The sequence below is a fragment of the Sphingopyxis sp. genome (assembly GCF_050916055.1).
GTDB lineage: Bacteria > Pseudomonadota > Alphaproteobacteria > Sphingomonadales > Sphingomonadaceae > Sphingopyxis.
Genome location: NZ_CP051527.1, coordinates 1,874,696 through 1,899,589, shown reverse-complemented (window position 1 = coordinate 1,899,589; position 24,894 = coordinate 1,874,696). Strand labels below are relative to the sequence as shown.

At 66.2% G+C, this 24,894-nt stretch carries 24 protein-coding genes; 19 read left to right on the top strand and 5 right to left on the bottom strand.

What is annotated here, in order from left to right:
• Nucleotides 1-144 precede the first annotated feature (144 nt).
• The 5 genes from HEQ22_RS09185 to pyrE form a co-directional block, all read right to left on the bottom strand.
• Nucleotides 145-1,224 carry an AI-2E family transporter gene (locus HEQ22_RS09185; RefSeq protein WP_432767605.1) on the bottom strand — a complete coding sequence of 360 codons (1,080 nt, stop codon included), beginning with the start codon at nt 1,222-1,224 and terminating at the stop codon, nt 145-147.
• Nucleotides 1,225-1,235: 11 nt separating this feature from the next.
• Nucleotides 1,236-2,087 (bottom strand): signal peptidase I, encoded by an 852-nt coding sequence (lepB, locus tag HEQ22_RS09180; RefSeq protein ID WP_432767604.1) that lies wholly within the window; start codon nt 2,085-2,087, stop codon nt 1,236-1,238.
• Nucleotides 2,088-2,094: 7 nt separating this feature from the next.
• Nucleotides 2,095-2,496, bottom strand: a complete 402-nt coding sequence (gene acpS, locus HEQ22_RS09175; protein ID WP_432767603.1) for a holo-ACP synthase — start codon at nt 2,494-2,496, stop codon at nt 2,095-2,097.
• 163 nt (nt 2,497-2,659) lie between these two features.
• Nucleotides 2,660-3,391 carry a pyridoxine 5'-phosphate synthase gene (locus HEQ22_RS09170; RefSeq protein WP_432767602.1) on the bottom strand — a complete coding sequence of 244 codons (732 nt, stop codon included), beginning with the start codon at nt 3,389-3,391 and terminating at the stop codon, nt 2,660-2,662.
• The gene (pyrE, locus tag HEQ22_RS09165) at nt 3,388-3,978 is read right to left on the bottom strand and encodes an orotate phosphoribosyltransferase (protein WP_432767601.1); all 591 of its coding nucleotides are present in this window, start codon (nt 3,976-3,978) and stop codon (nt 3,388-3,390) included. Before pyrE ends, HEQ22_RS09170 begins: the two co-directional genes overlap by 4 nt.
• Nucleotides 3,979-4,212: 234 nt before the next feature.
• On the opposite strand from pyrE, the gene coxB reads away from it, so the two are divergent.
• From coxB to HEQ22_RS09070, 19 genes are all read left to right on the top strand, one after another.
• A complete protein-coding gene (coxB, locus tag HEQ22_RS09160; RefSeq protein WP_432767600.1) occupies nt 4,213-5,319 on the top strand; it encodes a cytochrome c oxidase subunit II in 1,107 nt (368 codons plus the stop codon).
• Between the two features lie 15 nt (nt 5,320-5,334).
• Nucleotides 5,335-7,002, top strand: coding sequence for a cytochrome c oxidase subunit I (ctaD, locus tag HEQ22_RS09155; RefSeq protein WP_432767599.1), 1,668 nt, complete (start codon nt 5,335-5,337; stop codon nt 7,000-7,002).
• Nucleotides 7,003-7,164: 162 nt separating this feature from the next.
• On the top strand, nt 7,165-8,100 hold the full coding sequence (locus HEQ22_RS09150) for a heme o synthase (RefSeq protein WP_432767598.1): 936 nt from the start codon (nt 7,165-7,167) through the stop codon (nt 8,098-8,100).
• The gene (locus HEQ22_RS09145; RefSeq protein ID WP_432767597.1) at nt 8,097-8,246 is read left to right on the top strand and encodes a hypothetical protein; all 150 of its coding nucleotides are present in this window, start codon (nt 8,097-8,099) and stop codon (nt 8,244-8,246) included. Before HEQ22_RS09150 ends, HEQ22_RS09145 begins: the two co-directional genes overlap by 4 nt.
• Nucleotides 8,243-8,803, top strand: coding sequence for a cytochrome c oxidase assembly protein (locus HEQ22_RS09140; RefSeq protein ID WP_432767596.1), 561 nt, complete (start codon nt 8,243-8,245; stop codon nt 8,801-8,803). The genes HEQ22_RS09145 and HEQ22_RS09140 overlap by 4 nt, the downstream gene beginning before the upstream one ends.
• Before the next feature lie 82 nt (nt 8,804-8,885).
• Complete coding sequence (locus tag HEQ22_RS09135; RefSeq protein WP_432767595.1) at nt 8,886-9,761, top strand: cytochrome c oxidase subunit 3; 876 nt, start codon at nt 8,886-8,888, stop codon at nt 9,759-9,761.
• A gap of 1 nt (nt 9,762) precedes the next feature.
• Nucleotides 9,763-10,158, top strand: coding sequence for a DUF983 domain-containing protein (locus tag HEQ22_RS09130; RefSeq protein WP_432767594.1), 396 nt, complete (start codon nt 9,763-9,765; stop codon nt 10,156-10,158).
• Nucleotides 10,151-10,795 (top strand): SURF1 family protein, encoded by a 645-nt coding sequence (locus HEQ22_RS09125; RefSeq protein ID WP_432767593.1) that lies wholly within the window; start codon nt 10,151-10,153, stop codon nt 10,793-10,795. Before HEQ22_RS09130 ends, HEQ22_RS09125 begins: the two co-directional genes overlap by 8 nt.
• A 27-nt stretch (nt 10,796-10,822) precedes the next feature.
• Nucleotides 10,823-12,220, top strand: coding sequence for a threonine synthase (gene thrC / locus HEQ22_RS09120; RefSeq protein ID WP_432767592.1), 1,398 nt, complete (start codon nt 10,823-10,825; stop codon nt 12,218-12,220).
• A 4-nt stretch (nt 12,221-12,224) separates the two neighbouring features.
• The gene (locus tag HEQ22_RS09115) at nt 12,225-13,103 is read left to right on the top strand and encodes a class I SAM-dependent methyltransferase (RefSeq protein WP_432770848.1); all 879 of its coding nucleotides are present in this window, start codon (nt 12,225-12,227) and stop codon (nt 13,101-13,103) included.
• Between the two features lie 144 nt (nt 13,104-13,247).
• On the top strand, nt 13,248-13,616 hold the full coding sequence (locus HEQ22_RS09110) for a PRC-barrel domain-containing protein (RefSeq protein ID WP_432767591.1): 369 nt from the start codon (nt 13,248-13,250) through the stop codon (nt 13,614-13,616).
• Between the two features lie 207 nt (nt 13,617-13,823).
• On the top strand, nt 13,824-16,805 hold the full coding sequence (locus HEQ22_RS09105; protein ID WP_432767590.1) for a TonB-dependent receptor: 2,982 nt from the start codon (nt 13,824-13,826) through the stop codon (nt 16,803-16,805).
• Nucleotides 16,806-16,910: 105 nt separating this feature from the next.
• Entirely contained in the window at nt 16,911-18,434 is a 1,524-nt protein-coding gene (locus tag HEQ22_RS09100) for a tryptophan halogenase family protein (RefSeq protein ID WP_432767589.1), read from the top strand.
• Nucleotides 18,435-18,448: 14 nt separating this feature from the next.
• Nucleotides 18,449-19,168, top strand: a complete 720-nt coding sequence (locus HEQ22_RS09095) for a SapC family protein (RefSeq protein ID WP_432767588.1) — start codon at nt 18,449-18,451, stop codon at nt 19,166-19,168.
• Nucleotides 19,161-20,192, top strand: a complete 1,032-nt coding sequence (locus HEQ22_RS09090; RefSeq protein WP_432767587.1) for a cupin-like domain-containing protein — start codon at nt 19,161-19,163, stop codon at nt 20,190-20,192. Before HEQ22_RS09095 ends, HEQ22_RS09090 begins: the two co-directional genes overlap by 8 nt.
• Nucleotides 20,189-21,688: a tryptophan halogenase family protein gene (locus HEQ22_RS09085; protein WP_432767586.1), complete on the top strand. Its 1,500-nt coding sequence runs from the start codon at nt 20,189-20,191 to the stop codon at nt 21,686-21,688. Before HEQ22_RS09090 ends, HEQ22_RS09085 begins: the two co-directional genes overlap by 4 nt.
• A complete protein-coding gene (locus HEQ22_RS09080; protein ID WP_432767585.1) occupies nt 21,685-22,620 on the top strand; it encodes a glycoside hydrolase family 16 protein in 936 nt (311 codons plus the stop codon). The genes HEQ22_RS09085 and HEQ22_RS09080 overlap by 4 nt, the downstream gene beginning before the upstream one ends.
• Complete coding sequence (locus tag HEQ22_RS09075) at nt 22,620-23,681, top strand: LacI family DNA-binding transcriptional regulator (RefSeq protein ID WP_432767584.1); 1,062 nt, start codon at nt 22,620-22,622, stop codon at nt 23,679-23,681. Before HEQ22_RS09080 ends, HEQ22_RS09075 begins: the two co-directional genes overlap by 1 nt.
• Nucleotides 23,635-24,870: an MFS transporter gene (locus HEQ22_RS09070; protein WP_432767583.1), complete on the top strand. Its 1,236-nt coding sequence runs from the start codon at nt 23,635-23,637 to the stop codon at nt 24,868-24,870. Before HEQ22_RS09075 ends, HEQ22_RS09070 begins: the two co-directional genes overlap by 47 nt.
• Nucleotides 24,871-24,894: the final 24 nt, after the last annotated feature.

Sequence of the window (24,894 nt, the reverse complement as noted above, 5' to 3'; positions counted from 1 at the left end):
CTGACAAAGCCCCCATTGGGTCCGAGGTGTCATTGCGCTTGCCGAATTGGCGTCTCGAAGGCCGCTTGGCGCGGCAACCCTTCGCGACGAGGCCCTTCGAGGCGAGGCTTCGACAAGGCTCAGCCTCACCGCGGGCGAACGGATTTAGTTTGCGTCTTCCGCGTTCCGCTCGGCCTCGCGCTCCAGCGCGACCTTGATCATCGCGACGATCGGGTCGGCGAGGAACAGGCCCATGATGCCGAGCAGGGCGCCGAACAAGATCTGCGCGCCGAGCACCAGCGCGGGGGCGAGGTCGACGGTCTTTTTCGCCACCATCGGCACGATCACATAGCCGTCGACGGTCTGCACCACCAGATAGATGGCGATCGCCCACAGCCCGGCGTCGGTCCCTGCCGAAAAGCCGACCAGGATCAGCAGGGCGCCCGACACGATCGCACCAATATTGGGAATGAAGGCGAGCAGGCCGGTGAGCAGACCGAGCAGCGCCGCCATCGGGATGCCGACCGCAAGGCACGCCAGCCACGTCCCGATCCCTTCGACCAGCATGCCGAGCAGGCGGCCGGCCATCAGCCGCCGCAGGGTGAAACCCATCCGAGCGGTGGTGATATAGAAATTCTCGCGATGCTTCATCGGCAGCATCCACGCCACCCCGCGTTCGTACAGCCGCGGCTCGATCGCGAGGAACACCCCGAGGACGAGGATCATCACCAGGCTGGTGAAGGCGCCGACGACCGAGCCGACGGCGGCGGTCACGCGGCCGAACGTGCCGGCGAAATTGTCCGAAATCGTCTTGGTATCGAGCTGGAAATTGCCCATGCCATGGCTGCTGGCCCATGCCGCGAGCCGTTCGACCTGCCCCATGACCACGCCTTGCAGCGAGGCGACCTGCGCGGTGATCTGCGACCCCGCGAACACCGCGGTCCAGACCATGAACAGCAGCACCGACAGGCAGACGATCAACAACCGCCAGCCACGTCCGATCGGCAGCACCCGGCCGAGCAGGCGGGTGCCGCCATCGAGGATCGCCGCCATCACGATCCCGGCGAAGATCAGCAGGATCGGCTGGATCAGGACGATGCAGATGCCGATGAGCAGGGCGAGGCCGAGCCACACGCTCGCTTTGAGCAATTCGGTGCGGACCAGATGGCTGCGAATTTCGGTGGGGCCGGGGGCGTTGGCGGTCGCTTTGGCGCGGGCAGTGTTTTCCTCGGTCCTCGGCGCCATCGTTTCGCTCCCTATCGTGCAGCCCCTTCACGCGCGGGCTTGAGGTCGGTTCCCGCACGCCCCGATCGTAGCGCCTGGATCCAGCTCAAGGGGTTGTACCAGATCGCGGTGCCGTCGGTCGAAAAGCTGACGATCTCGGCGCGTCCGGCGATGACGTCGAAGGGCACCGGGCCGCCCAGCCCCTTGCGGTCGGCCGACACCCGGCTGTCGGCGCTGCCGTCGCGGTTGTCGCCCATCAGGAAGACATGGCCGGCGGGGATGGTTTCGGGGCCATAATCGTCGGTGGTGTAACCCGGCCCCATGTCGATCGTGTCGAAGGTCGCGCCGCCGGGCAGCGTCTCGCGCATGATCGGCAGTTCGAGCACCGCGCGCCCGTCGGCGCGGCGGGTGATATAGCGGTCGAGGCTGCTGCCCGGACCCGGAGTGTTCGCGTCGACCGGGATTTCCAGCAGCGGCTGGACCTCGCGCTTGACCGGCTCGCCGTTGATGCTGAGTTCGCCGTTTCGCATGACGATCGTATCGCCGGGCAGGCCGATGACGCGCTTGATATAGTCGACCCGCGTCTGCGGATGCTCGAGCACGACGATGTCGCCGCGCGCGGGCAGCTTGCCGAACAGCCGGCCCGCGACTTTCGGCGCGAGGTGAAAGCTGACCGAGGCGTAGGACCAGCCATAGGGATATTTGCTGACGATCAGGCGGTCGCCGTTGCGCAGCGCCGGCATCATCGAATCGGACGGAATATAGAAGGGTTTGGCGACCAGACTGTGGATGCCGAGCACGAGGAGGAGGATCAGGACGATATCGCGCGCCAGCTTGCCCCAGCCGCCGTCGTCGGTCGTCGTCTGCTTCGTCTGCTTCGCCATTATCCGGTCAGTCCTTGATCGCTTCGATGATGACAAAGGCCTGCGCCCACGGATGGTCGTCGGTCAGCGTCAGATGGATATGCGCGGTGTGGCCCGCCGGGATCATCGCCGTGAGCCGGGCCGCGGCGCCGCCGGTCAGCGCGAGCGTCGGTGCGCCCGACGGGGCGTTGACGACCCCGATGTCCTTCATGAACACCCCGCGTTTGAAGCCGGTGCCGACGGCCTTAGAGAAAGCCTCCTTCGCGGCGAAGCGCTTGGCGTAGGTGCCCGCGCGGGTGAACGGCCGCCGCGCCGCCTTGGCGCGTTCGATGTCGGTGAAGACGCGATTTTCGAAGCGCTCGCCGAAACGGTCGAGCGAATTCTGGATCCGCTCGATGTTGCAGAGGTCGGAACCGAGACCGATGATCAAAGGAAATCCTCCCTGTGGCGAAGCCATGGGGAGGGGGACCGTTCGCGAAGCGAATGGTGGAGGGGTCGTGACGTCGGCGCAATTTCCCCTCCGTCAGCGCTGCGCGCTGCCACCTCCCCATCGCTGCGCGACAGGGAGGATCGTAAAGCAAACATCTTCATCCTCATCCCCGCGCCTCGTCCATCAGGTCGCGCATCCGGCGCACCGCATCTTCCAGCCCGGTAAAGATCGCCTCGCCGATCAGATAATGGCCGATGTTGAGCTCGGCGAGCTGCGGGATCGCAGCGATCGGGACGACATTGTCATAGGTCAGGCCGTGGCCGGCGTGCGGCTCGATGCCGTTCTTCCACGCCAGCGCCGCGGCGTCGGCGATGCGGCGCAGTTCGGCGGCGCGCGCCTCGCCCTCGACATGCGCGTAGCGGCCGGTGTGGAACTCGACGACCGGCGCGCGCAGCCGCATCGCCGCCTCGATCTGGCGCGGGTCGGGTTCGATGAACAGACTGACGCGGATGCCCGCATCGTTCAGCCGCGCGACAATCGGCGCGAGATGATTATGCTGCCCCGCGGCGTCCAGTCCGCCCTCGGTCGTGCGTTCCTCGCGCTTTTCGGGGACGATGCAGGCGGCGTGCGGCATATGGCGCAGCGCGATTGCCAGCATCTCGTCGGTCGCCGCCATCTCGAGGTTCAGCGGCAGGTCGGTGGCCGCCTGGATCCTCGCGAGGTCGTCGTCGCGGATGTGGCGCCGGTCCTCGCGCAGATGCGCGGTGATGCCGTCGCCGCCGACCGCCGCAACGATCTCGGCCGCGCGGACCGGGTCGGGATGCTCGCCGCCGCGTGCGTTGCGGATCGTCGCGACATGGTCGATGTTGACTCCCAGGCGCAGCCGCTGATTCAAGCCGCCGCGCTCCGGCTGCCGGGCTTGACCGCTTCCGTCCCGGCGAGTTCGGGCGGCAGCTCGTCGGCGGCATAGGTCGGGAAATTGATCGCGACGAGCGGGTAGAAGGGGACGCCAAGGTCGATATTGCTGCCCGCCGAGCGATCGACCAGCGCTGCCTCGGCGATCACTTCGCCCCCCGCTGCTTCGACGCACGCCATCGCTTCGCGCGACGACAGGCCGGTGGTGACGACATCCTCGACCATCAGCACTTTGGCGCCGGGCTCTATCGTGAAGCCGCGGCGCAATTCGAAGGTGCCGGTCGGACGTTCGACGAAGATCGCCGGTTTGCCGAGCGCGCGCCCCATTTCATGGCCGATGATGACCCCGCCCATTGCGGGCGAGACGACGACGTCGATCGCCTGTTTCAGCTCGCGCGGCAGCTTCGCAGCGAGCGCGACAGCGAGGCGCCCGGCGCGTTCGGTGTCCATCAGTACCCGCGCGCATTGCAGATAATATTCGCTGTGGCGCCCGGAAGAGAGCAGGAAATGGCCTTGCAACAAGGCGTCGGCGGCGCGGAATTCGGCCAGAATATCGTCATCGGTCATGGGAGAATGATTCTTTTGTCCTAGGCGTCGCACGGCGTCGGCGACCGGGTTTTGGCGGCGCAGATTTGCCAGCCGCAAAATAGTGTTAGAGATGCTTGAGGCAAGCGGCAAGCGGGTCTATAGCGCCCGCGAGATTCAGCCCATCCTCCGGCTGTCGCGACGCCTGTCCGACTGCCGCCGAAGAGGGGATGAACCCATGAAAAATAACAACAGGCAACGGGCGGCACTATCCTTATGAAGAGCTTGAAAACCCCTGTAATCAAGGTGTTAATTGCAGCGGCCCTGTCGCTGGGCGCGGTCGGCGCCGGGCATGCGCAAGCACCCGCCGCCGCGCCGGCCGCAGCGCCGGTCGCGACGCCTACGGCGAATCCGGCCCCGGCGCCCGCCGCTGCCGATGCCGCCGCACCGACGGCGACCCCCGCCACAACCGACGCCGCCGTCCCGGCCGGCGATGCGACCTATGTGCCGATGAAACCGACGCCCGGCATCGGCCAGCCGATCGCCAAGGGCATCGATTTCCAGCCGCAGGTCAGCCCGGTCGGCGAACAGGCCTATTGGTTCAACCATGTCATCCTGCTGCCCGTCATCACCCTGATCACGCTGCTGGTTCTCGGCCTGATGCTGTGGGCGATGTTCCGCTACCGCGCCAAGGCCAACCCGGTGCCGTCGAAAACGACGCATAACACCTTCATCGAAATCATCTGGACCGCGATCCCGGTGCTGATCCTCGCGGTCATCGCGGTGCCGTCGATCCGCCTGCTGGCGCAGCAATATGAGCCGCCGTCGAAGGAAGCGCTGACGATCAAGGTCACCGGCTACCAATGGTATTGGGGTTATGCCTATCCCGACCAGGGCATCGGCGAATATGTGTCTAAGATGCTGAACGAAGAGCAGGCCGCAGCGGCCGGCGAGCCGCACCAGCTTGCGGTCGACAACCGCATGGTCGTGCCCGTCGGCCGGCAGGTGAAGCTGATCATCACCGGCGCCGACGTGATCCACAGCTTCGCCGTCCCGGCCTTCTGGACCAAGATGGACGCCGTTCCCGGCCGCGCCAACGAAACGACGTTCACCGCCAACAAGGTCGGCGTCTATTACGGCCAATGTTCGGAACTGTGCGGCGTCGATCACGGCTTCATGCCGATCGCGGTGGAAGTGCTGCCGGTCGACAAATGGGAAGCCTGGGTGCGCTCGAAGGGCGGCAATCCGGCCGGTCCGGTCGCGGCAACGCCCGCAGCCGCCGCGCCCGCGCCCGCCGCGACGCCCGCTGCGGCCCCGGCCGCCGCTGCACCCGAAGCTGCCCCGGCAGCGGCGCCCGCCGCCGCCCCGGTCGCCAAGAATTAATAAGGGGTCCGACAGATGACCGATACCGCCGCAACTGCACCCATCAACGTGAACGTCGACCACGCGCACGACGATCACGACACGCCCAGCTTTTTCGTCCGCTGGTTCATGTCGACGAACCACAAGGACATCGGTACCCTCTATCTGATCTTCGCGATCATCGCCGGCATCGTCGGCGGGGTGATCTCGGGCCTGATGCGCTGGGAGCTCGCCGAACCGGGCATCCAGTATCTGACCGGCTGGGCGCAATTCTTTGATCCCGCCGCGGGCGAAGTGCAGGGCAAGCATTTCTGGAACGTGATGATTACCGCACACGGCCTGATCATGGTGTTCTTCATGGTCATGCCCGCGATGATCGGCGGTTTCGGCAACTGGTTCGTGCCGCTGATGATCGGCGCGCCCGACATGGCGTTCCCGCGCATGAACAATGTCAGCTTCTGGCTGACCGCCGTTGCGTTCATCATGCTGGTGGGCTCGATGTTCGTTCCGGGTGGCAGCGGCCTTGGCGCCGGTACCGGCTGGACCGTCTATGCGCCGCTATCGACCAGCGGCTCGGTCGGGCCGGCGGTCGATATGGCGATCTTCTCGCTCCACCTTGCGGGCGCCGCGTCGATTTTGGGCGCGATCAACTTCATCACCACCATTTTCAACATGCGCGCGCCGGGGATGACGATCCACAAAATGCCGCTGTTCGTGTGGTCGGTGCTGGTCACCGCCTTCCTGCTGCTGCTCGCGCTGCCCGTGCTGGCCGCGGCGATCACGATGCTGCTGACCGACCGTAATTTCGGCACCACCTTCTATGATGCGGCGGGCGGCGGCGACCCCGTCCTCTACCAGCATCTCTTCTGGTTCTTCGGCCACCCCGAAGTGTACATCATGATCCTGCCGGGCTTCGGCATCGTCAGCCAGATCATCTCGACCTTCAGTCGCAAGCCGGTGTTCGGTTATCTCGGCATGGCTTATGCCATGGTCGCGATCGGCGTCGTCGGTTTCATCGTGTGGGCGCACCACATGTTCACGGTCGGCATGTCGGTGAACCTGAAAATGTATTTCACCGCCGCGACGATGGTCATCGCGGTGCCGACCGGCATCAAGATCTTCAGCTGGATCGCGACGATGTGGGGCGGCTCGATGAGCTTCAAGACCCCGATGATGTGGTCGCTCGGCTTCATCTTCATGTTCACCGTCGGCGGCGTCACCGGCGTCGTCCTCGCCAACGGCGGGGTCGATACCAACTTGCACGACACCTATTATGTCGTCGCCCACTTCCACTATGTGCTGTCGCTGGGCGCGGTGTTTTCGTTGTTCGCCGGTTTCTATTACTGGTTCCCGAAAATGTCGGGGCGGATGTACAACGAGTTCCTGGGCCAGCTGCACTTCTGGATCTTCTTCATCGGCGTCAACGTCCTGTTCTTCCCCCAGCATTTCCTGGGCCAGCAGGGCATGCCGCGCCGCTATCCGGACTATCCCGAAGCCTATGCCTTCTGGCACCTGATCTCGTCCTACGGCTATGTCATCATGGCGGTCGGGGTGCTGATCTTCTTCGTGAACATCCTCTACTCGCTGGTCGCCGGCAAGCGTGCCGCCGACAATCCGTGGGGCGAAGGTGCGACGACGCTCGAATGGACGCTGTCGAGCCCGCCGCCGTTCCACCAGTTCAACGAACTGCCGCGCATTTCCTGATGACGGACGGCGCGTGACTATCATCCGGCCCCGGGACAAGCTCGGACTGTTCGTTCGAGGGTTTCGGGCCGGATGGCGCGAACCGGTCGCCGACCGGATTGCGGCGGTGATGATCGTCACGGGCGGATTGACCGCGCTGGCACTGATAGGTTCTGCATTGCGATGACACGTGTTGACGGTGATTCCACGCTGCCCGGCGGGCTGACGCCCGATCCGGTGTTGCCGGCCGACGGTCGCGACCTGTTCGCGCTGACCAAGCCGCGCGTGATGTCGCTGGTGGTGTTCACCGCGCTGTGCGGCCTGCTCGCGGCGCCGGTCAGCGTGCCGCCGGTGCTCGCCTTTGCCTCGATCCTCGCGATTGCGCTGGGGGCAGGGGCGTCGGGGGCGCTCAACCAATGGTATGAAGCGGGACTCGACGCCAAAATGAAGCGGACGGCCGGGCGCCCGCTGCCGGCCGGGCGGCTCGACCCGCAGACGGCGCTGCAATTCGGGGTCGGGCTCGCGGCGTTCTCGCTGTTCCTGATGCTGTTCGCGTCGAACTGGCAGGCGACGCTGCTGCTCGCCATCTCGATCCTCTTCTATGTCTTCGTCTACACGATGTGGCTGAAGCCGCGGACACCGCAGAATATCGTCATCGGCGGCGCCGCGGGCGCCTTTCCGCCGCTGATCGGCTGGGTCGCTGCGACCGGCAGCATCGCGCCGTTGCCGGTGATGCTGTTCCTGCTGATCTTCCTGTGGACCCCGCCCCATTTCTGGGCGCTGGCGCTGTTCGTGCGCTCGGACTATGCCGCCGCCGGCATCCCGATGATGCCCGTCGTCGCCGGCGAGAAATCGACCCGGCGGCAGATCCTTTTCTATGCGGTCATCATGGCGATCGGGGCGATTGCGCCGTGGCCGCTCGGCTACACCGGCGCACTCTATGGCTGGACCGCGATTATCCTGTCGGCGGTCTTCGTCCTTTTCTCGATCCAGGTCGGCACCCGCACAACGGGCGAGGGCGACCTGATGCAGCCCGAAAAGCGCCTGTTCGCCTATTCGATCGCCTATCTTTTCATCCTCTTCGGCGCCGTTGTTGCCGACCATTGGTGGCCCTTATGACCGACGAACCGCAGCGCGAGCCTTTCGACGAGGCCGAATATCGCCGCCGCCAGCGCAGCCGTGCCAATCTGATGGCGTGGATGCTCGGCGGCCTCGCGATCCTGTTTTTCTTCATCACCATCGCCAAGATCCAGATCTTCGCATGATCGCCAATCTCTCCCCCAAGGCGCGCACCGCCAGCCTCGCGTCGCTGCTCGCGCTGGCGATGGTCGGGCTCGGCTTTGCCGCGGTTCCGCTCTACGACCTGTTCTGCCGCGTCACCGGCTTCGGCGGGACGACGCAGCGTTATGACCCGGTGGCCGCCGCGGCCGAGCCGGAGATCCTGTCCAACACCATCTCGGTCCGCTTCGATGCTAATGTGTCGCCGGGCTTGCCGTGGAAATTCTATCCCGAACATCCGACCGACACGGTCAGCGTCGGGGCACGCGACATGGCGATCTTCATCGCCGAGAATAACTCCACCCGGCCGGTCGTCGGCACCGCGGGCTTCAACGTCACGCCGACCCAGGCCGGCAAATATTTCACCAAGATCCAGTGCTTCTGCTTCACCGAGCAACGGCTGGAGCCGGGGCAGCAGGTGCGGATGCCGGTGCTATTCTTCGTCGATCCCAAGATCATGGACGATCCCGACGCGCGCGACGTGCAGGAAATCACCCTCAGCTACACCTTCCACCCTGTAGACGAGGCCAAAAAGGCGAGCTAAGGCCGCGATCGAAGAGTCTTTCAAAGACCGGCGGGCGATGGGGAATCGCGATGCCGGGGCTGCTAAAAACGGGAAAAACGCCATGTCCGGTGCCAAACATCATGACTATCATCTCGTAAATCCCAGCGTCTGGCCGCTGATCGGCTCGTTCGCGGCTCTGACGATGTTTTTCGGGCTCGTGATGTTCATGCACGACGATTATTTCGGCGGCGCCGGCAAATGGGTGCTCGGGCTGGGTTTGGCCGGCGTCATCGCGACCTTTTTCCAGTGGTGGGCCGACGTCATCAACGAAGCCCATGCCGGCGACCATACCCCGGTCGTTCAACTCCACCTGCGCTATGGCATGATCCTGTTCATCGCGTCGGAAGTGATGTTCTTCGTCGGCTGGTTCTGGGCGTGGTTCGATTTCTCGCTGTTCCCGGTGCCGATCGAATATGTCGATGGCGCGGTCTCTTCGATGTTCGGGCAGGAAGGCGCGATCGCGATCACCCAGTGGCCGCCGAAGGGGATCGAGGTCATCGACGCCTTCTCGCTGCCGCTGCTCAACACGCTGATCCTGCTCTGCTCGGGCACGACGATTACCTGGGCGCATCACTCGCTGATCCATGGCGACCGTGAAGGGCTGAAAAAGGGCCTGTGGGCGACGATCATCCTCGGCGCGATCTTCTCGTCGATCCAGGCCTATGAATATGCCGCGGCGCCCTTTGGTTTCGGCCAGAGCAACTACAGCTCGGCCTTTTACATGGCGACGGGTTTCCACGGCTTCCACGTCCTCGTCGGCACGATCTTCCTGATCGTCTGCCTCGCCCGCACCTATAAGGGTCACTTCACGCCGAAGCAGCATTTCGGCTTCGAAGCCGCCGCCTGGTACTGGCATTTCGTCGACGTCGTGTGGCTGTTCCTGTTCATCATCGTCTATGTCTGGGGCGGCTGGGGCGCGCCGGTCGCCGCGCACTAAATTGCCCGACGGCACCATCCATCCAAAGGGGCAGCCGCCGGTCTGGCGCGCTGCCCTTTTTGGCCTCTGCCCCGAATGCGGGGAAAAGACGTTGTTCGACGGGCCGGTGCAGTTTCACGCGAAATGTGAAGCCTGCGGTCTCGACTATGGCCGATACAATGTCGGCGATGGCCCCGCGGCGTTCCTGACCCTGATCATCGGCGCCTTGCTCGTTGCGCTCGCGCTGGCATTCGATGCCGCAGTCCACCCGCCCTTGTGGGTCCACGTTGTGCTGTGGGTACCGCTGACCGCCGCTGCGGTGGTCTATGGCCTGCGCGTAGCCAAAGGCGCGCTGTTGGCCAGCGAGCACCAGCAGCAAGCGGCCGAGGGTCGGCAAGTGGACGAGCCGCATGACTAATCCCGTAACGCCTCCGCCGCGGCGCTGGCCGCTCATACCGACGATCGTCGTTATCATCGCTGTCGCCGTGATGATCGCGCTCGGGGTGTGGCAGCTCCAGCGCAAGAACGAGAAGGAAGCGCTGGTCGCGCTGTATCAGCGCAACATGGCCATGTCGTCGCTCGTCACCTATCCCGAATTGCCGCCAGTCGCCGAAGCCTTTCTGTTCCGCAAGAGCAGCGTTGTCTGCCTTGAACCGGTGCGGTGGGATCCGCGCAGCGGCACCGACCAGAAGGGCAAGGCGGGCTTTCGCATGATCGCCGACTGTCGCACTGGTGCCGAAGGCCCGGGCGTGCTGGTCGATGTCGGCATCAGCGATGATTTCACACCGCCGAAATGGACCGGCGGGATCGTGCAGGGGACGATCGTTCCCGGCCCCGACCAGCCGACGGTGATGGAGCGCGTCGCGGGCCAAGATATGCCGGCGCGGGCGATGCTGATCGCCGACACGCCGGCTGCGGGCCTGCGCGCCAGTGCGGTGCCGTCGGCCGACAATACGCCGAACAACCATCTGGCCTATGCGGTGCAATGGTTCCTGTTCGCCATTGCGGCGCTGGTCATCTACTTTCTGGCAGTCCGTCGCCGCTTGCGGCCTTGACCCCACGCCGCTAGGCGCTTTGGCGTCATGGACTATATCAGCACGCGCGGCTCTGCGCCGACCCTCGACTTTCGTGCCGCAACGCTGGCCGGGCTGGCCGACGACGGCGGCCTCTACGTGCCGGCGCAGTGGCCGCAGCTGTCGGCCGACGACATTCGCGCGCTCGCCGGGCTCGACTATGCCGAAACCGCGGTGCGCATCATGCGCCCCTTCGTCGCGGGCAGCCTGGGCGAGGATGAACTGCGCAGCCTCTGCCACGCCGCTTACGGCCGCTTCAGCCACGACGCGGTGACCCCGCTGGTCCAGCTCGACCATCGCCATTGGCTGCTCGAACTGTTCCACGGCCCGACGCTGGCGTTCAAGGACGTCGCGCTGCAACTGCTCGGGCAATTGTTCGAAACATTTCTCAGCGGCGGTGACACCGACATCACCATCGTCGGCGCAACCTCGGGCGACACCGGCTCGGCGGCGATCGAGGCGGTGGCGGGGCGCGAGCATATCCAGATCTTCATGCTCCACCCCGAAGGCCGGGTCAGCGACGTCCAGCGGCGGCAGATGACGACGGTGCTGGCGCCCAACGTTCACAATATCGCGATCGACGGCAGCTTCGACGATGCGCAGGCGATGGTGAAGCGGCTGTTCGGCGACGCCGACGCGCGCGGCCAGCTGACCCTGTCGGCGGTCAACAGCATCAACTGGGCGCGGCTGATGGCGCAGGTCGTCTATTATTTCCACGCCGCCGTCCGCCTCGGCGGCCCCGACCGCCCGGTGGCGTTCAGCGTCCCGACCGGCAATTTCGGCGATGTCTTCGCGGGCTATGTCGCGGCGCGCATGGGGCTGCCGATCGCGCGGCTCGTTGTCGCAACCAACGTCAACGACATCCTCCACCGCGCGCTGACCAGCGGCGACTATAGCGCCGGCAGCGTGACCGCGACCGCGACGCCCAGCATGGACATCCAGGTCAGCAGCAATTTCGAACGGCTGCTGTTCGACCTCGCCGGCCGCGACGGCGCGGCGATCACGCGGATGATGGGCGAGTTCGATGCGAACCGCGCGATGACCATCCCCGCCGACATGCTGGCGGGCGCTGAAGGGCTGTTCTCGAGCGCGCGCATCGACGGCGACGCGATGACGCTCGCGCTGCGCTGGGCGCAGGAACATGCCGGCCAGATCATCGATCCGCACAGCGCGGTCGGCCTCGCCGCGGCGCGCAGCCTCGACCTCGATCCCGCGATCCCCGTCGTCACGCTCGCCACCGCACATCCGGCGAAATTCCCCGATGCCGTCGAGCGCGCCACCGGGGTGCGCCCGCCGCTGCCCGCGCGCCTCGGCAATCTGTTCGACCGCGCCGAACGCTACGAAAAGCTGCCCGGCGACTATGATACAGTGAAGGCGCATATCCTGGCGGCAGCCGCGCGTGGCTGAGCTGCTGCCGCTCGTCACCCTCGTCGGCGAGGCGTGGGACGATTATGGGCTGGTCGACAGCGGCGGCGGGCGCAAGCTCGAACGCTATGGCCGCTACCGCTTCATCCGCCCCGAACCGCAGGCGATGTGGGCGCCCGCGCTGCCGCAGAGCGACTGGGACATCGCCGATGGCGAATTTGTCCCGGCCTCCGACGACGATGGTGGCGGGCGCTGGTACTTCGCCAAGCCCGTCCCCGCCGATGGCTGGCCGCTGGCGTGGCGCGAGACGCGCTTCACCGCGCAGTGCACCCCGTTCCGGCACCTCGGCTTCTTCCCCGACATGGCGCCGGTGTGGGACTGGCTGCGGGCGCAGGTGGCCGACAAGCCCGACCCCGCCTTCCTCAACCTCTTCGGCTACACCGGCGTCGGCAGCCAGGCGCTCGCCGCGGCGGGGGCGTCGGTCACCCATGTCGACGCGTCGAAGAAATCGGTGGGGCAGGCGCGCGAAAATGCCGCGCTCGCGGGCATGGCCGACAAGCCGGTGCGCTGGATCGTCGACGATGCGGGCAAGTTCACCGCACGCGAGGTGCGGCGCGAGAAACGCTATGACGCGATCCTGCTCGACCCGCCCAAATTCGGCCGCGGACCCAACCAGGAACGCTGGCAGCTCGAAGAAGGTCTCGCGCCTTTGCTTGCTGATTGCCGCCAGCTGCTCGACGCCGACAGCCGCGCCCTGTTCCTCACCGTCTATGCGGTGCGCATGTCGGCGCTGGCGATCGGCGAGCTGCTGAACCAGCTCTTCGCCGACCTGCCGGGCAAGGTCGAATGCGGCGAGCTGGCGGTGCGCGAAGAAGCGCGCGGGCTGCTGCTGCCGACCGCGATCTTCGCCCGCTGGAGCCGCTGAGCGGCGCCGGCACCGTGCGGGGCGACCCGCGCTTGCGATGAAACGAGCAACTCTAACGTTGCTGCTCCGTTGGTTGAGTGAGGGCCGCGCGGCTGGCTCCTCCGGTCCGCGCTTCGCCTTCGCCAGCAGAAGGAGAGACTTATCATGGGTGACACCCTTGACCGCGAAACCCATCGGTTGATCGCATCGGACAAGGTCGAAGGCACCGCAGTCTACAACCCTCAGAACGAAAAGCTCGGCACCATCGCCAATGTGATGATCGACAAACGCTCGGGCAAAAGCGAATATGCGGTGCTAGAATTCGGCGGGCTGTTCGGCCTCGGCAGCGATCATTATCCGATCCCATGGGACATGCTGACCTATGACACCGATAAAGGCGGTTATATGGTCGATATCGCCAAGGAGCGGCTGACCGGCGCGCCGCGTTACGCACGCGAGAAGGCACCCGATTACACCGACGATTACGGGCGCAACGTCTATGGCTATTACGGCATGGCATATCCGCTGCTCTGACGCGGAATGGCGGCGCGCGGGCGAGTGATCGCCGGGGGCAGCGCGCCGCTACGTCCCGACTATAATCAAATCCCAGCGCAAATTTTGACACCGTCTGCATAGGAATGCAGTCAGGTCTGCGTTGACAGTGAGAACGTTCTCATTTAGATAACGTTCACATTAGGGAAATGCCGCCGGAAAACGAGCGGTTAAACGGGAGGGATAGGGATGCAGGCTTCGCACAAACTTTGGCTCGCCAAAATTCTGGCCGGCACATCGGCACTGGCGCTGATGGGCATGGCGCCGGTCGCGATGGCGCAGGACGCGCCGCCGGCCGACGAAGGCATCGACGGCGATGAAATCGTCGTCACCGGCATCCGCGCCAGCCTTTCGGCATCGGCCGACATCAAGCGCGAGGCGCAGGGCGTCGTCGACTCCATTTCGGCCGAAGATATCGGCAAATTCCCCGACACCAACCTCGCCGAATCGCTCCAGCGCATCACCGGTGTGTCGATCGACCGTTCGCGCGGCGAAGGCTCGCTCGTCACGGTCCGCGGCTTTGGTCCCGAATTCAACCTGGTGACGGTCAACGGCCGCCAGATGCCGACCTCCTTCCTCGGCGACGGCGCCAGCCCGCCGGCGTCGCGTTCGTTCGATTTCGCCAACTTGGCCGCCGAGGGCGTCGCCGGGGTCGAGGTGTACAAGAGCGGCCGCGCGGGCATCGCGTCGGGCGGCATCGGTTCGTCGATCAACATCCGCACCCCGCGCCCGTTCGATCGCCCCGGCCTGCAGGGCAGCCTCGCGGTCAAGGGCGTGCTCGATTCGTCGCGCAACCAGGGCAATCCGATCACTCCCGAAATTTCGGGGATCATCAGCAACACCTTCGCCGACGAACGCGTCGGCATCCTGCTCGTCGGTTCGTACCAGCGCCGCAAGGCGAGCGAGAACAGCTTCAATTCGGATTGGCGCGACGGCTATACCGGCGCTGAAAACAACTGGGGCTCGCTGGCGCAGCCGGGCGACGATCGCTTCGACAACATCACCAACCGTCCCGGCGCGACCGATGTTTACGAAGTGCCGCAGAACGGCTCGTACAACCTCAACGACATCGACCGCGAGCGCATCAACGGCCAGGCCGTGCTGCAGATCCGCCCCGCCGATTCGGTGACCGCGACCTTCGACTACACCTTCTCGCAGAACACCGTCGAAGTGCGGAACAGCAGCGTCGGCATCTGGTTCAACCACAATAATACGACCAGCGCGTGGACCGACGGTCCGGTCGCCGGCCCGATCTTCTACTCCGAAGCCTTCGGGGCCAACGAGCGCAAGGATCTGTCGTACAGCGGCTCGCTGACCGCGAACCGCAGCGTCAACCATTCGATCGGCGGCAACCTGAAATGGGAAGCGCCGGGCGGGGTCACGATGGACCTCGACTTCCACCGCTCGACCGCGACGTCGAAGCCGGCGAACAAATACGGCACCAGCGTCTCGGTCGGCAACGCGATTTTCGGCGTCGCCAACCAGACGATCAATTTCGAAGACGATCTGCCGACGATCTCGTACAACATGTTCCCCGGCATCGATCCGCTCGACGCGTCGCTGATCACGCCGACGGGCAATGCCTTCCGCAACGCCTATTTCCGCAACCGGATCGACCAGATCCAGCTGCGCGGCAGTTACGACCATGACGGCGACTTCCTCGACAGCATCGATTTCGGCGTGTCCTATATCGATAGCAAGGTGCGCTCGGCCTATGGCTTCATCCAGAACGAGACGTGGAGCGGCGCCGGTCCGGCGTCGGACCTGCCCGACGACATTTTCGAACTGGTGACCTTGCCCGACAAATTCTCGGGCATCGGCGGCGCGAACAATCCGGCGATGATCCAGAGCCTCTATACGTTCGATTTCGAACGGATGGTCGACCTGATCGACGGGCTTTACGGCACCTGCGACCGCGCCGGCTCGGCCGACACCTGCCTTGCCGACTATACGGTCGACCGGCGCCTCACCGAAAAGACGCTGGCGCCCTATATCCAAGTCGGCAATGAATTCGACCTGTTCGGCAATCCGGCGCACCTGACCGCAGGGGTTCGCTACGAACATACGTCGGTCGATGCTTCGGCAGTGGTGCCGATCCCGACCGGGACCGCGTGGAGCGCCGCGAACGAATTCTACGTCATCTTCTCGCCCGAAAACGACTTCACGCGCTTCAAGGGCGATTACGACAATTGGCTGCCCGCGATCGACTTCGACATCGAACCGATTTCGAACGTGAAGCTGCGCGCCTCGTACAGCCACACGATCACCCGCGCCGACTATGGCAGTCTGCAGGGCGGCCGCACGATCGACCAGGGCTTCCGAATCGGCGGCGGCACCGGCAGCCAGGGCAACCCGGGACTGCTGCCCTATAAATCGAAGAATATCGACCTGTCGGCGGAATGGTATTACGCCCCCGCCAGCTATGTTTCGGCGGGCTATTTCCGCAAGAATGTGTCGAATTTCATCGGCTCGACGCGGGTCGATTCGAACGCCTTCGGCCTGACCCATCCGGCCTTCGGTGCGCGCTATCAGGCGGCGGTCGCCGCGCTCGGCGCCAACGCCGCTATCAACGACATCCGCCAGTATATCTTCGACAATTTCCCCGAATCGACGCGGCCCACCGGCACCGATCCGGCGGGCTATACGACCGGCGACATCCTCGGCCTGCCCGGCGACGAGCTGGTCAATTTCGAGATCGCGACCCCGGTCAACAGCGACCAGACCGCGACGCTCAACGGCTGGGAATTCGCGCTCCAGCACAGCTTCTGGGAAACCGGCTTCGGGGTCATCCTGAACTATACGATCGTCAACGGCAGCGCGACCTATGACAATACCCTGCCGGCGAGTGTCGCGCAGTTCGCGCTGCCCGGCCTCAGCGACAGCGCCAACGCCGTCGCCTATTACGACAAGAACGGGTTGCAGGCGCGCGTTGCATGGAACTGGCGCGACCAGTTCCTGAACACCACGGGTCCGAACCCCGCCTACACCGACGCCTATTGGCAGATCGACGCCAGCGCGAGTTACGAATTCATCCCCGGATTCACCGCGTTCGTCGAGGCGATCAACCTGACCGGCGAGAGCCGCCGCGTGCATCGCCGATCGGACAACAACGTCGTTTACGCCTCGCCGGGCTTTGCCCGCTACGCGGCGGGGGTCCGGTTCAACTTCTGACGCGGCGGGCCTTGGCCGCTCGCGTCACGGGCGAAGGAGCCGCGCCTTTCCGGGTGCGGCTCTTTTGCGTGACGCGCCGCGGCGAAACGCGTAGGAAAATTCGCAATGACGAACGCAGTGGAGAGGGTGGTCATCGTCGGCGGCGGCACCGGCGGCTGGCTCGCGGCGGCGCGCATCGCGGCGGCGCGTCCGGCGTTGACCGTGACGCTGATCGAGGCGCCCGACATCCCCACCATCGGCGTCGGCGAAGGCACCTGGCCGACGATGCGCGCGACGCTCGCCGCGATCGGCATCGGTGAGGGCGAATTTCTCGCCGCGTGCGACGGGTCGTTCAAACAGGGCTCGCGCTTCGACGGCTGGGTCAACGGCGCCGCCGACGACCGCTATTACCATCCCTTCACCCCGCCGCCCGCCGTCCCGGCAAAGCAATTGCTGGCGGCATGGGCTGCGGCAGCTGCGGACGAGCCTTTCGCCGCCGCGATGACGCCGCAGGCGCATCTATGCGATCTCGACCTTGCGCCGCGCCAGCGCGCGATGCCCGATTATCAGGGCGCGGCCAACTATGCCTATCACCTCGATGCCGGGAAATTCGCCGCGCTGCTGGCGGCGCAGGCGACGCGGCGACTGGGCGTCGTCCATATCGCCGGCCATGTCACCGGGGCGCGCCGCGCCGATGACGGCGACATCGCCGCGGTGCTGACGCGCGAGCATGGCGAGATTGCGGGCGACCTGTTCATCGATTGCACCGGCCACGCGGCGCTGCTGATCGGCGGCGAATGCAGCGCCGAATGGATCGACCGCAGCGACATCTTGTTCAACGACCGCGCGCTCGCTGCGCAGGTGCCGGTCGCGCCGGGCAGCCCGGTCGCGTCGCAGACGATCTCGACCGCACATGCGGCGGGCTGGATCTGGGACATCGGGCTGCCGGGGCGGCGCGGCATCGGCTGCGTCTATGCCAGCCGCTTTCTGGACGACGATGCGGCGGAGGCGACCCTGCGCGCCTATATCGCGCGCGTGCTGCCCGATGCGCCCGCGGTGCCGGTGCGCCGCCTTGCCTTCCCGACCGGCCACCGCGCGCGGTTCTGGCACGGCAACTGCCTCGCGGTCGGTCTTTCGGCGGGCTTTATCGAGCCGCTTGAGGCGTCGGCGATCGTGCTGATCGAACTGTCGCTGAACGCGTTGATCGACAATTTCCCGGCGCGCCGCGCGGCGATGCCGATCCACGCCGAGCGTTTCAACGCGCTGTTCCGCTATCGCTGGGACCGCATCGTCGAATTTCTGAAGCTCCACTATGCGCTCAGCCGTCGCGAAGAACCCTATTGGCGGGCGCAGCGCGACCCTGCGACCGTGCCGCCGCGGCTCGCGGCGATGCTGGCGCTGTGGCGCGACCAGCCGCCGTCGACATGGGACTTCCCGCAAGTCGACGAGATATTCTCGGCCGAGAGCCACCAATATATCCTCTATGGTATGGGCCATGCGCTGCCGGCGGGGTTGCCCGCGGGCGACAAGGCGGCGGCGCTGCTCGCCCAGAACCGCCAGCGCGCCCGCGCGCTCGCCGCGGCGCTGCCGCGCAACCGCGATTATCTCGACGCGCTGCACGCCGACCCCGGCGTCGCGGTCGCCCGCTAGCCAGAAAGCCCGACATGACCCAGCACGCCGCCCTCGACAGTAACGCCCACCGCGACCTGCGCGTGCGCATCGACGCGGGGGCGGATCTGGGCGACGCGGTGATGGCGGCGCTCACCGTGCCGAGCGAGTTTCGCAGCATCCAGGGGCATTTCCCGATCCTGTTCCGCCGCGAGGCGGGCCATGACGATTTCACCGCGCTGGCGCTGTTCGGTTTCGAATCGGGGGAGAATCTGTTCCTCGACGACCGCCACTGGGATGCGCGCTATCGGCCGCTGTCGCTGGCGATCCAGCCGTTCCTCGTCGGCCGGCCCGCCGCGGGCGACGGGCCGGGGCAAGTCCATATCGACCTTGCGCACCCGCGCATCGCCGCCGGCGACGACGGGGTGCGGTTGTTCGACGCCGACGGTATGGCGACCCCCTATCTCGACGAGATCGCGGGCAAACTCGGCGACCTCGACGAAGGTTACCGTGCCAGCAGCGCCTTTTTCGCGGCGCTCGGCGATCACGACCTGCTCGAACCCTTCAGCCTCGAGGTGACGCTCGACGACGGCTCGACCCACTCGCTCGTCGGCTTCCACATCATCGACGAAGGAAAGCTGCGCGCGCTTGATGCGGAAACGCTCGGCCGATTGCATGAGGATGGCCACTTGATGCCGATCTTCATGGCGCTCGCCTCGCTGTCGCAGCTGTCGGCGCTGGTCGCGCGCAAGAACGGCAGGCTCGCCGGTGGCTGAGCCGGGCGGCGCCATATACGACCGGCTCGCGCCGGTGCCCGAGCGCCAATGGGACCGGGCGGCCGGGCTGGACGCCTTGCTCGACGGTGCGCGCGAGCCTTTCGTCGTGCGCGGCCTCGTCGCCGACTGGCCGCTCGTCGCGGCGGGGCGCGAGTCCGCGAGCGCGGCACGCCGCTATCTGGTCGAGCGCGCCCGCGACCGGCCGTTCATGGTGTCGATCGGCCCGCCGGGGCACGACGGCCGCCTTTATTACGACGCCGACATGGCGATGAATTTCCGCACCGGTACCGGGAAGCTCGCCGACATTTTCGCGGGGATCGAGCAGGGCGAGGAGCAGGGCGATCCGCGCACCGTCTACCTCGGCTCGATCGACATCCCGTCGCATTTCGACGGGCTGCACGAGGCCAATGCGGTCGAGCTGGGCGGGCGCGAGACGCTGAAGAGCATCTGGATCGGCACCCGCACCCGCATCGCGGCGCACAATGATTTCCCCGACAATCTGGCCTGCTGCGCCGCGGGGCGGCGGCGTTTCACGCTGTTCTCGCCCGACCAGTTCGGCAACCTCTACCTCGGGCCGATCGACAACACCCCCGCCGGCCGCGCGATCTCGATGGTCGATTTCGAAGCCCCCGATCTCGCGGCGCACCCGCGCTTCGCCGATGCAATGGCGGCGGCGCAGACCGCGCTGCTGGAGCCTGGCGATGCGATCTTCATCCCGTCGATGTGGTGGCACCATGTCGAGGGGCTCGATGCCTTCAACATCCTGGTCAATTACTGGTGGCGCGGCACGCCCGCCTGGCTCGGTCAGCCGCAGGATGCGCTGAATCACGCCATCCTCGCGATCCGCGACCTCGCGCCCGCCGACAAGGCGATCTGGCGCGCGATGTTCGACCATTATGTGTTCGAAAACGGCCCCGCCGTCACCGACCATATCCCCGAGCCGGCGCGCAGCGTGCTGGCGCCGCTGACGCGCGAGAGCGCCGGGCGGCTTCGCGCATTCTTGCTAAGGACGCTCAACCGATGACCGAAGACAAACCGATCCGCCGCGTCGTCATTGCCGGCGGCGGCACCGCGGGCTGGATGATGGCGGCGGCGATCGCGCGGACGATGGGCGCGACGGTCGACCTGACGCTGGTCGAAAGCGAAGCGATCGGTACGATCGGGGTCGGCGAATCGACCATCCCGCCGCTGGTCAATTTCAACCGCATCCTCGGCATCCCCGAACCCGAATTCATGCGCGCGACGCAGGCGACGTTCAAACTCGGCATCCTGTTCGACAACTGGAAGCACGACGGGCACAGCTATTTCCACAGCTTCGGCCTGTCGGGGAAGGATCACTGGTCGGCGGGCTTCCAGCATTTCTGGCTCCACGGCCGCACCCGCGGCCACGAACAGCCCTATGATGATTATTGCCTGGAACTGGTCGCCGGGATGCAGGGCAAGTTCGCGCACCTGCCCGACGACCGGATGAACTATGCCTATCACGTCGATGCCACGCTCTACGGCCGCTACCTGCGCAAACTCGCCGAGGCCGACGGCTGCAAGCGCGTCGAGGGCAAGATCGCGCGCGTCGAACTGGACAGCGAGACCGGCGACATCGCCGCCCTGCTGCTCGACGGCGAGCGGCGGATCGAAGGCGACATGTTCGTCGATTGCACCGGCTTTCGCGGCCTACTGATCGACGGTGCGCTGCACGCAGGGTTCGAAGACTGGACCCACTGGCTGCCTAACGACAGCGCGATCGCGGTGCAGGCGACCCACCAGCGTCCGCCGCAACCCTATACCCAGGCGATCGCCCACGACGCCGGCTGGCAATGGCGCATCCCGCTCCAGCACCGGATGGGCACGGGGATCGTCTACAGCAGCGGCTATCTGTCGCGTGACGCCGCCTACGACCGGCTGATGTCGTCGATCGGCGAGCCGCTGATCGAACCCTTCGACATCAAGTTCAAGGCCGGGGTGCGGCGCAAACAGTGGTTCCGTAACTGCGTCGCGGTCGGCCTCGCCGGCGGCTTCGTCGAACCGCTCGAGGCGACGACCGTCCACCTGATCCAGCGCGCGGTGCTGCGCTTCATCCGCCTGATGCCCAGCGGACGGGTCAGCGAGCGCGACGCCGCCGAATTCAACGATCAGCAAAGGCTCGATATCGAACAGATCCGCGATTTCGTGATCCTGCATTACAAGGCGACCAACCGCCGCGACAGCCCGTTCTGGCGCCATGTCGCGAACATGCCGGTCCCCGACAGCCTGCAGCAAAAGATCGAACTGTTCCGCGAAACCGGCCGCGTTTTTCGCAAGAATGAGGAATTGTTCGCCGAAAACAGCTGGGTCCAGGTGATGATGGGGCAGGGCATCGAACCACAATCCTATCACCCGATCGCCGAAAAGCTGCGCGACGACGAACTCGAACGGCTGCTCCGCACGATCCGCGAGAATGTCGCCAAGACCGTCGCGACGCTGCCCGAACATCATGCCTATGTCGCGCGCTATTGCGGCGCGGAGGTCCCGCCGCCGGCATGATGATCGCGTCGCTTCTGCTCGCGGCGCAGGCCACCGCACCGACGCCCGCGCCCGCCAGCGACGGCTGGGCGCTCGTCTGGTCGGACGACTTCGACGGCACCGAGATCGACCGCGGCAAATGGGATTTCGACGTCGATTGCTGGGGCGGCGGCAACAACGAACGCCAATGCTACACCGACCGGCGGCGCAACGCCGCGGTCAAGGACGGGCGGCTGGTGATCGCCGCGCGCCAGGAACGCGCCACCGGCCCGGCGTTCCCGCTGGCGCAGCGCGGCGAGCCCGGAAAGGCCAATGCACAAGCGACCCGCGACTACACCTCGGCGCGCCTCGTCACGCGCGGCAAGGCGGCGTGGCGCTACGGCAAGATCGAGGTGCGGGCAAAACTGCCGCAGGGGCAGGGGACGTGGCCGGCGATCTGGATGCTGCCCGAAACGGCAGGTTACGGACCATGGGCGGCGTCGGGCGAGATCGACATCCTGGAAGCGGTGAACCTCGGCGTGCGCTGCGCCGAATGCGCCGGCGGCGTCGAAAACCGCATTCTCGGCACGCTGCACTTCGGCGGCGGCTGGCCGGACAATGCGCACAAGAGCAACGAGACCGCGCTGCCCGGCGCGCTTGATGATTTTCACGTCTTCGGCATCGTCTGGGAACAGGGCCGGATCGTCTGGACCGTCGATGGCCAGCCCTATGCAACACAGGTCGCGGGTGACTGGAACACCACCGGATCGGCCGATCCCGCGGCGCCGTTCGACCGGCCGTTCCACCTGATCCTGAACCTCGCGGTCGGCGGCGGGCTGGCCGAGGGGCGCGGCATCAAGGGGGTCGATCCGCGCGGCTATCCGAAAATCATGGAAATCGATTGGGTTCGCGTCTGGCAATGCAAGGGCGAAGCGGTTAGCGGTTGCAGCGAGACGGGGGGACAGACGGAATAATGGGGCGGCGGCGGCAATCGGTGACGATCAAGCATGTGGCGGCCGACGCGGGGGTGTCGCTGCAGACGGTGAGCCGCGTCATCAACGACGAACCCAACGTCCGCCCCGAAATGCAACAGCGGGTGCAGGCGTCGATCGACAAGCTGGGCTATGTCCCCTCGATCGCAGCGCAGCGGATGAGCGGGTCGCGATCCTATCTGATCCTCGCGCTCAACGACCGCGAGCGCACGATCGCCGACTGGCGCGGGCGGCAGGGTGTCGACTGGGTCGACCAGATGCTGCTCGGCGGCATGCTGAAATGCGCCGAATATGGCTATCGCATGATCTTCGAGCTCGTCGACACGCACAACGATCATGTCGAGCGCGAACTGCGCGCCGCGATCGCCGCGCTGCAACCCGACGGCGTCATCCTGACCCCGCCGCATTCGGACAATCCGCTGATCGTCGCGCTGCTCGACCAGCAGCGCATCCCCTTTGCGCGCATCGGGTCGCGCGCACTCGACGCGGGGATCGCGCTGACGATGGACGACGAGGGCTCGGCGCGCCGCGCGACCCGCCACCTGATCGACCTTGGCCATCGCCGCATCGGGCTGATTTCGGGCTCGCCCGAATATAGCCTCAGCCGCTGGCGCGTCGACGGCTGGGAAAGCGAAATGGCCGCCGCGGGGCTGCCGACCGACGGGCTGCTGGCAGAGGGCGATTTCACCTTTGCATCGGGCACCGCGGCGGCGACCCGGCTGCTCGGCGGCCCCGACCGGCCGACCGCGATCATCGCCAGCAGCGACCAGATGGCGCTCGCGACGCTGGAGGTGGCGCGCGAACGCGACCTCGACGTCCCCGGTCAATTGTCGATCATCAGTTTCGACAACACCCCGATCGTCCGCTTCACCCAGCCGCCGCTGACCGCGGTCGACCAGCCGGTCGCCGAAACCGCGTCGCGCGCGGTCGAACTGATCATCGCGGCGCAGCGCGGCGCCCCGCGCCAGACCGAGCCGACGCGGGTGGAGGGCGACCTTGTCGAGCGCGGCTCGACGGCGCGCGCGCCCGCCGACGATGCTTGAGGCCGACGCCCCGCGCCGCCAGTCGCTTCGCTTTCTGCTCCTCTATGCGCTGGCATGGGCCGGCGGGGCGATCGCCTATGTGCCGTTCCTGACCATCTGGCTGCCCGGCCGGATGACCCAGCTCGCCGGGATCGCCGATGTCCAGATGCTGGGGTATGTCACCTTTTCCGGCGCGATCGCGGCCAGTCTGTCGGGGATCGGCTTTGGCTGGCTCAGCGACCGCACCGGCAACCGGCGCGGGTGGGTGCTGACCGGGCTCGCGCTGACCATCGCGCTACTGCTTCTGGTGCCGCTGGCGCAGGATATCTGGTCGCTGGTCGGGATGATCATCGCGTGGCAACTGGCGCTCAACATGATGCTGGGACCGCTCTCGGCGTGGGCGGGCGATTGCGTTCCCGACGAACAAAAAGGCCTGCTCGGCGGGCTGCTCGCTTTCTCGCCCGCGCTCGGTGCCTGGTCGGGGGCGCTCGTCACCCTGCCGGGTCTGGTGCCGACCGACGCGCGGCTGATCGTCGTCGCATCGCTGGTCGCCGCCGCGGTGCTGCCGGCGCTGCTGCTCGGGCGGCCGCGGCCGTTCGCCGACCTGACGGCGCCGCCGCCCCCGCGCGCGGCGGGCGTGCCGGCGCCGCGCCCGACCGGGCCGGCGGTGCGGATGTGGCTGGCGCGGCTGCTGGTCCAGATTTCGGAAGCGGCGCTGTTCGCCTATCTCTATTTCTGGTTCCGCTCGATCGACCCCGATATGCACGACAGCGAAAAGGCGGGACTGTTCAGCATCGCGCTGACCGTCGCGATCCCGATCGCGCTGCTCAGCGGACGCTGGGCCGACCGTCACCGCCAGCCGTTCCGCCCGCTCGTGATCAGCGCGGCGATTTCGGCGGTCGGGATGGTCGGCATGGCACTGGCCCCCGATGCCGATATGGCCAAGGCCAGCTATCTGCTGTTCGGCATCGCGACGACGGTGTTCCTCGCCCTCCATTCGGGGCAGACCCTGCGCATCCTGCCGCGCTCGGATCGCCGCGGCCGCGATCTCGGCATTTTCAACCTGACCAACACGGTGCCGTCGCTGATCATGCCGTGGCTCACGATTTCGCTCGTTCCCGGTTTCGGTTTCGATGCGCTGTTCCTGCTCCTCGCCGGCCTGACCACGCTCGCGGTGCTGCTCCTCGCCACGATGCCGCGCCCCCGCTGAAACAGGCGCTTGATTTCGCCCGGC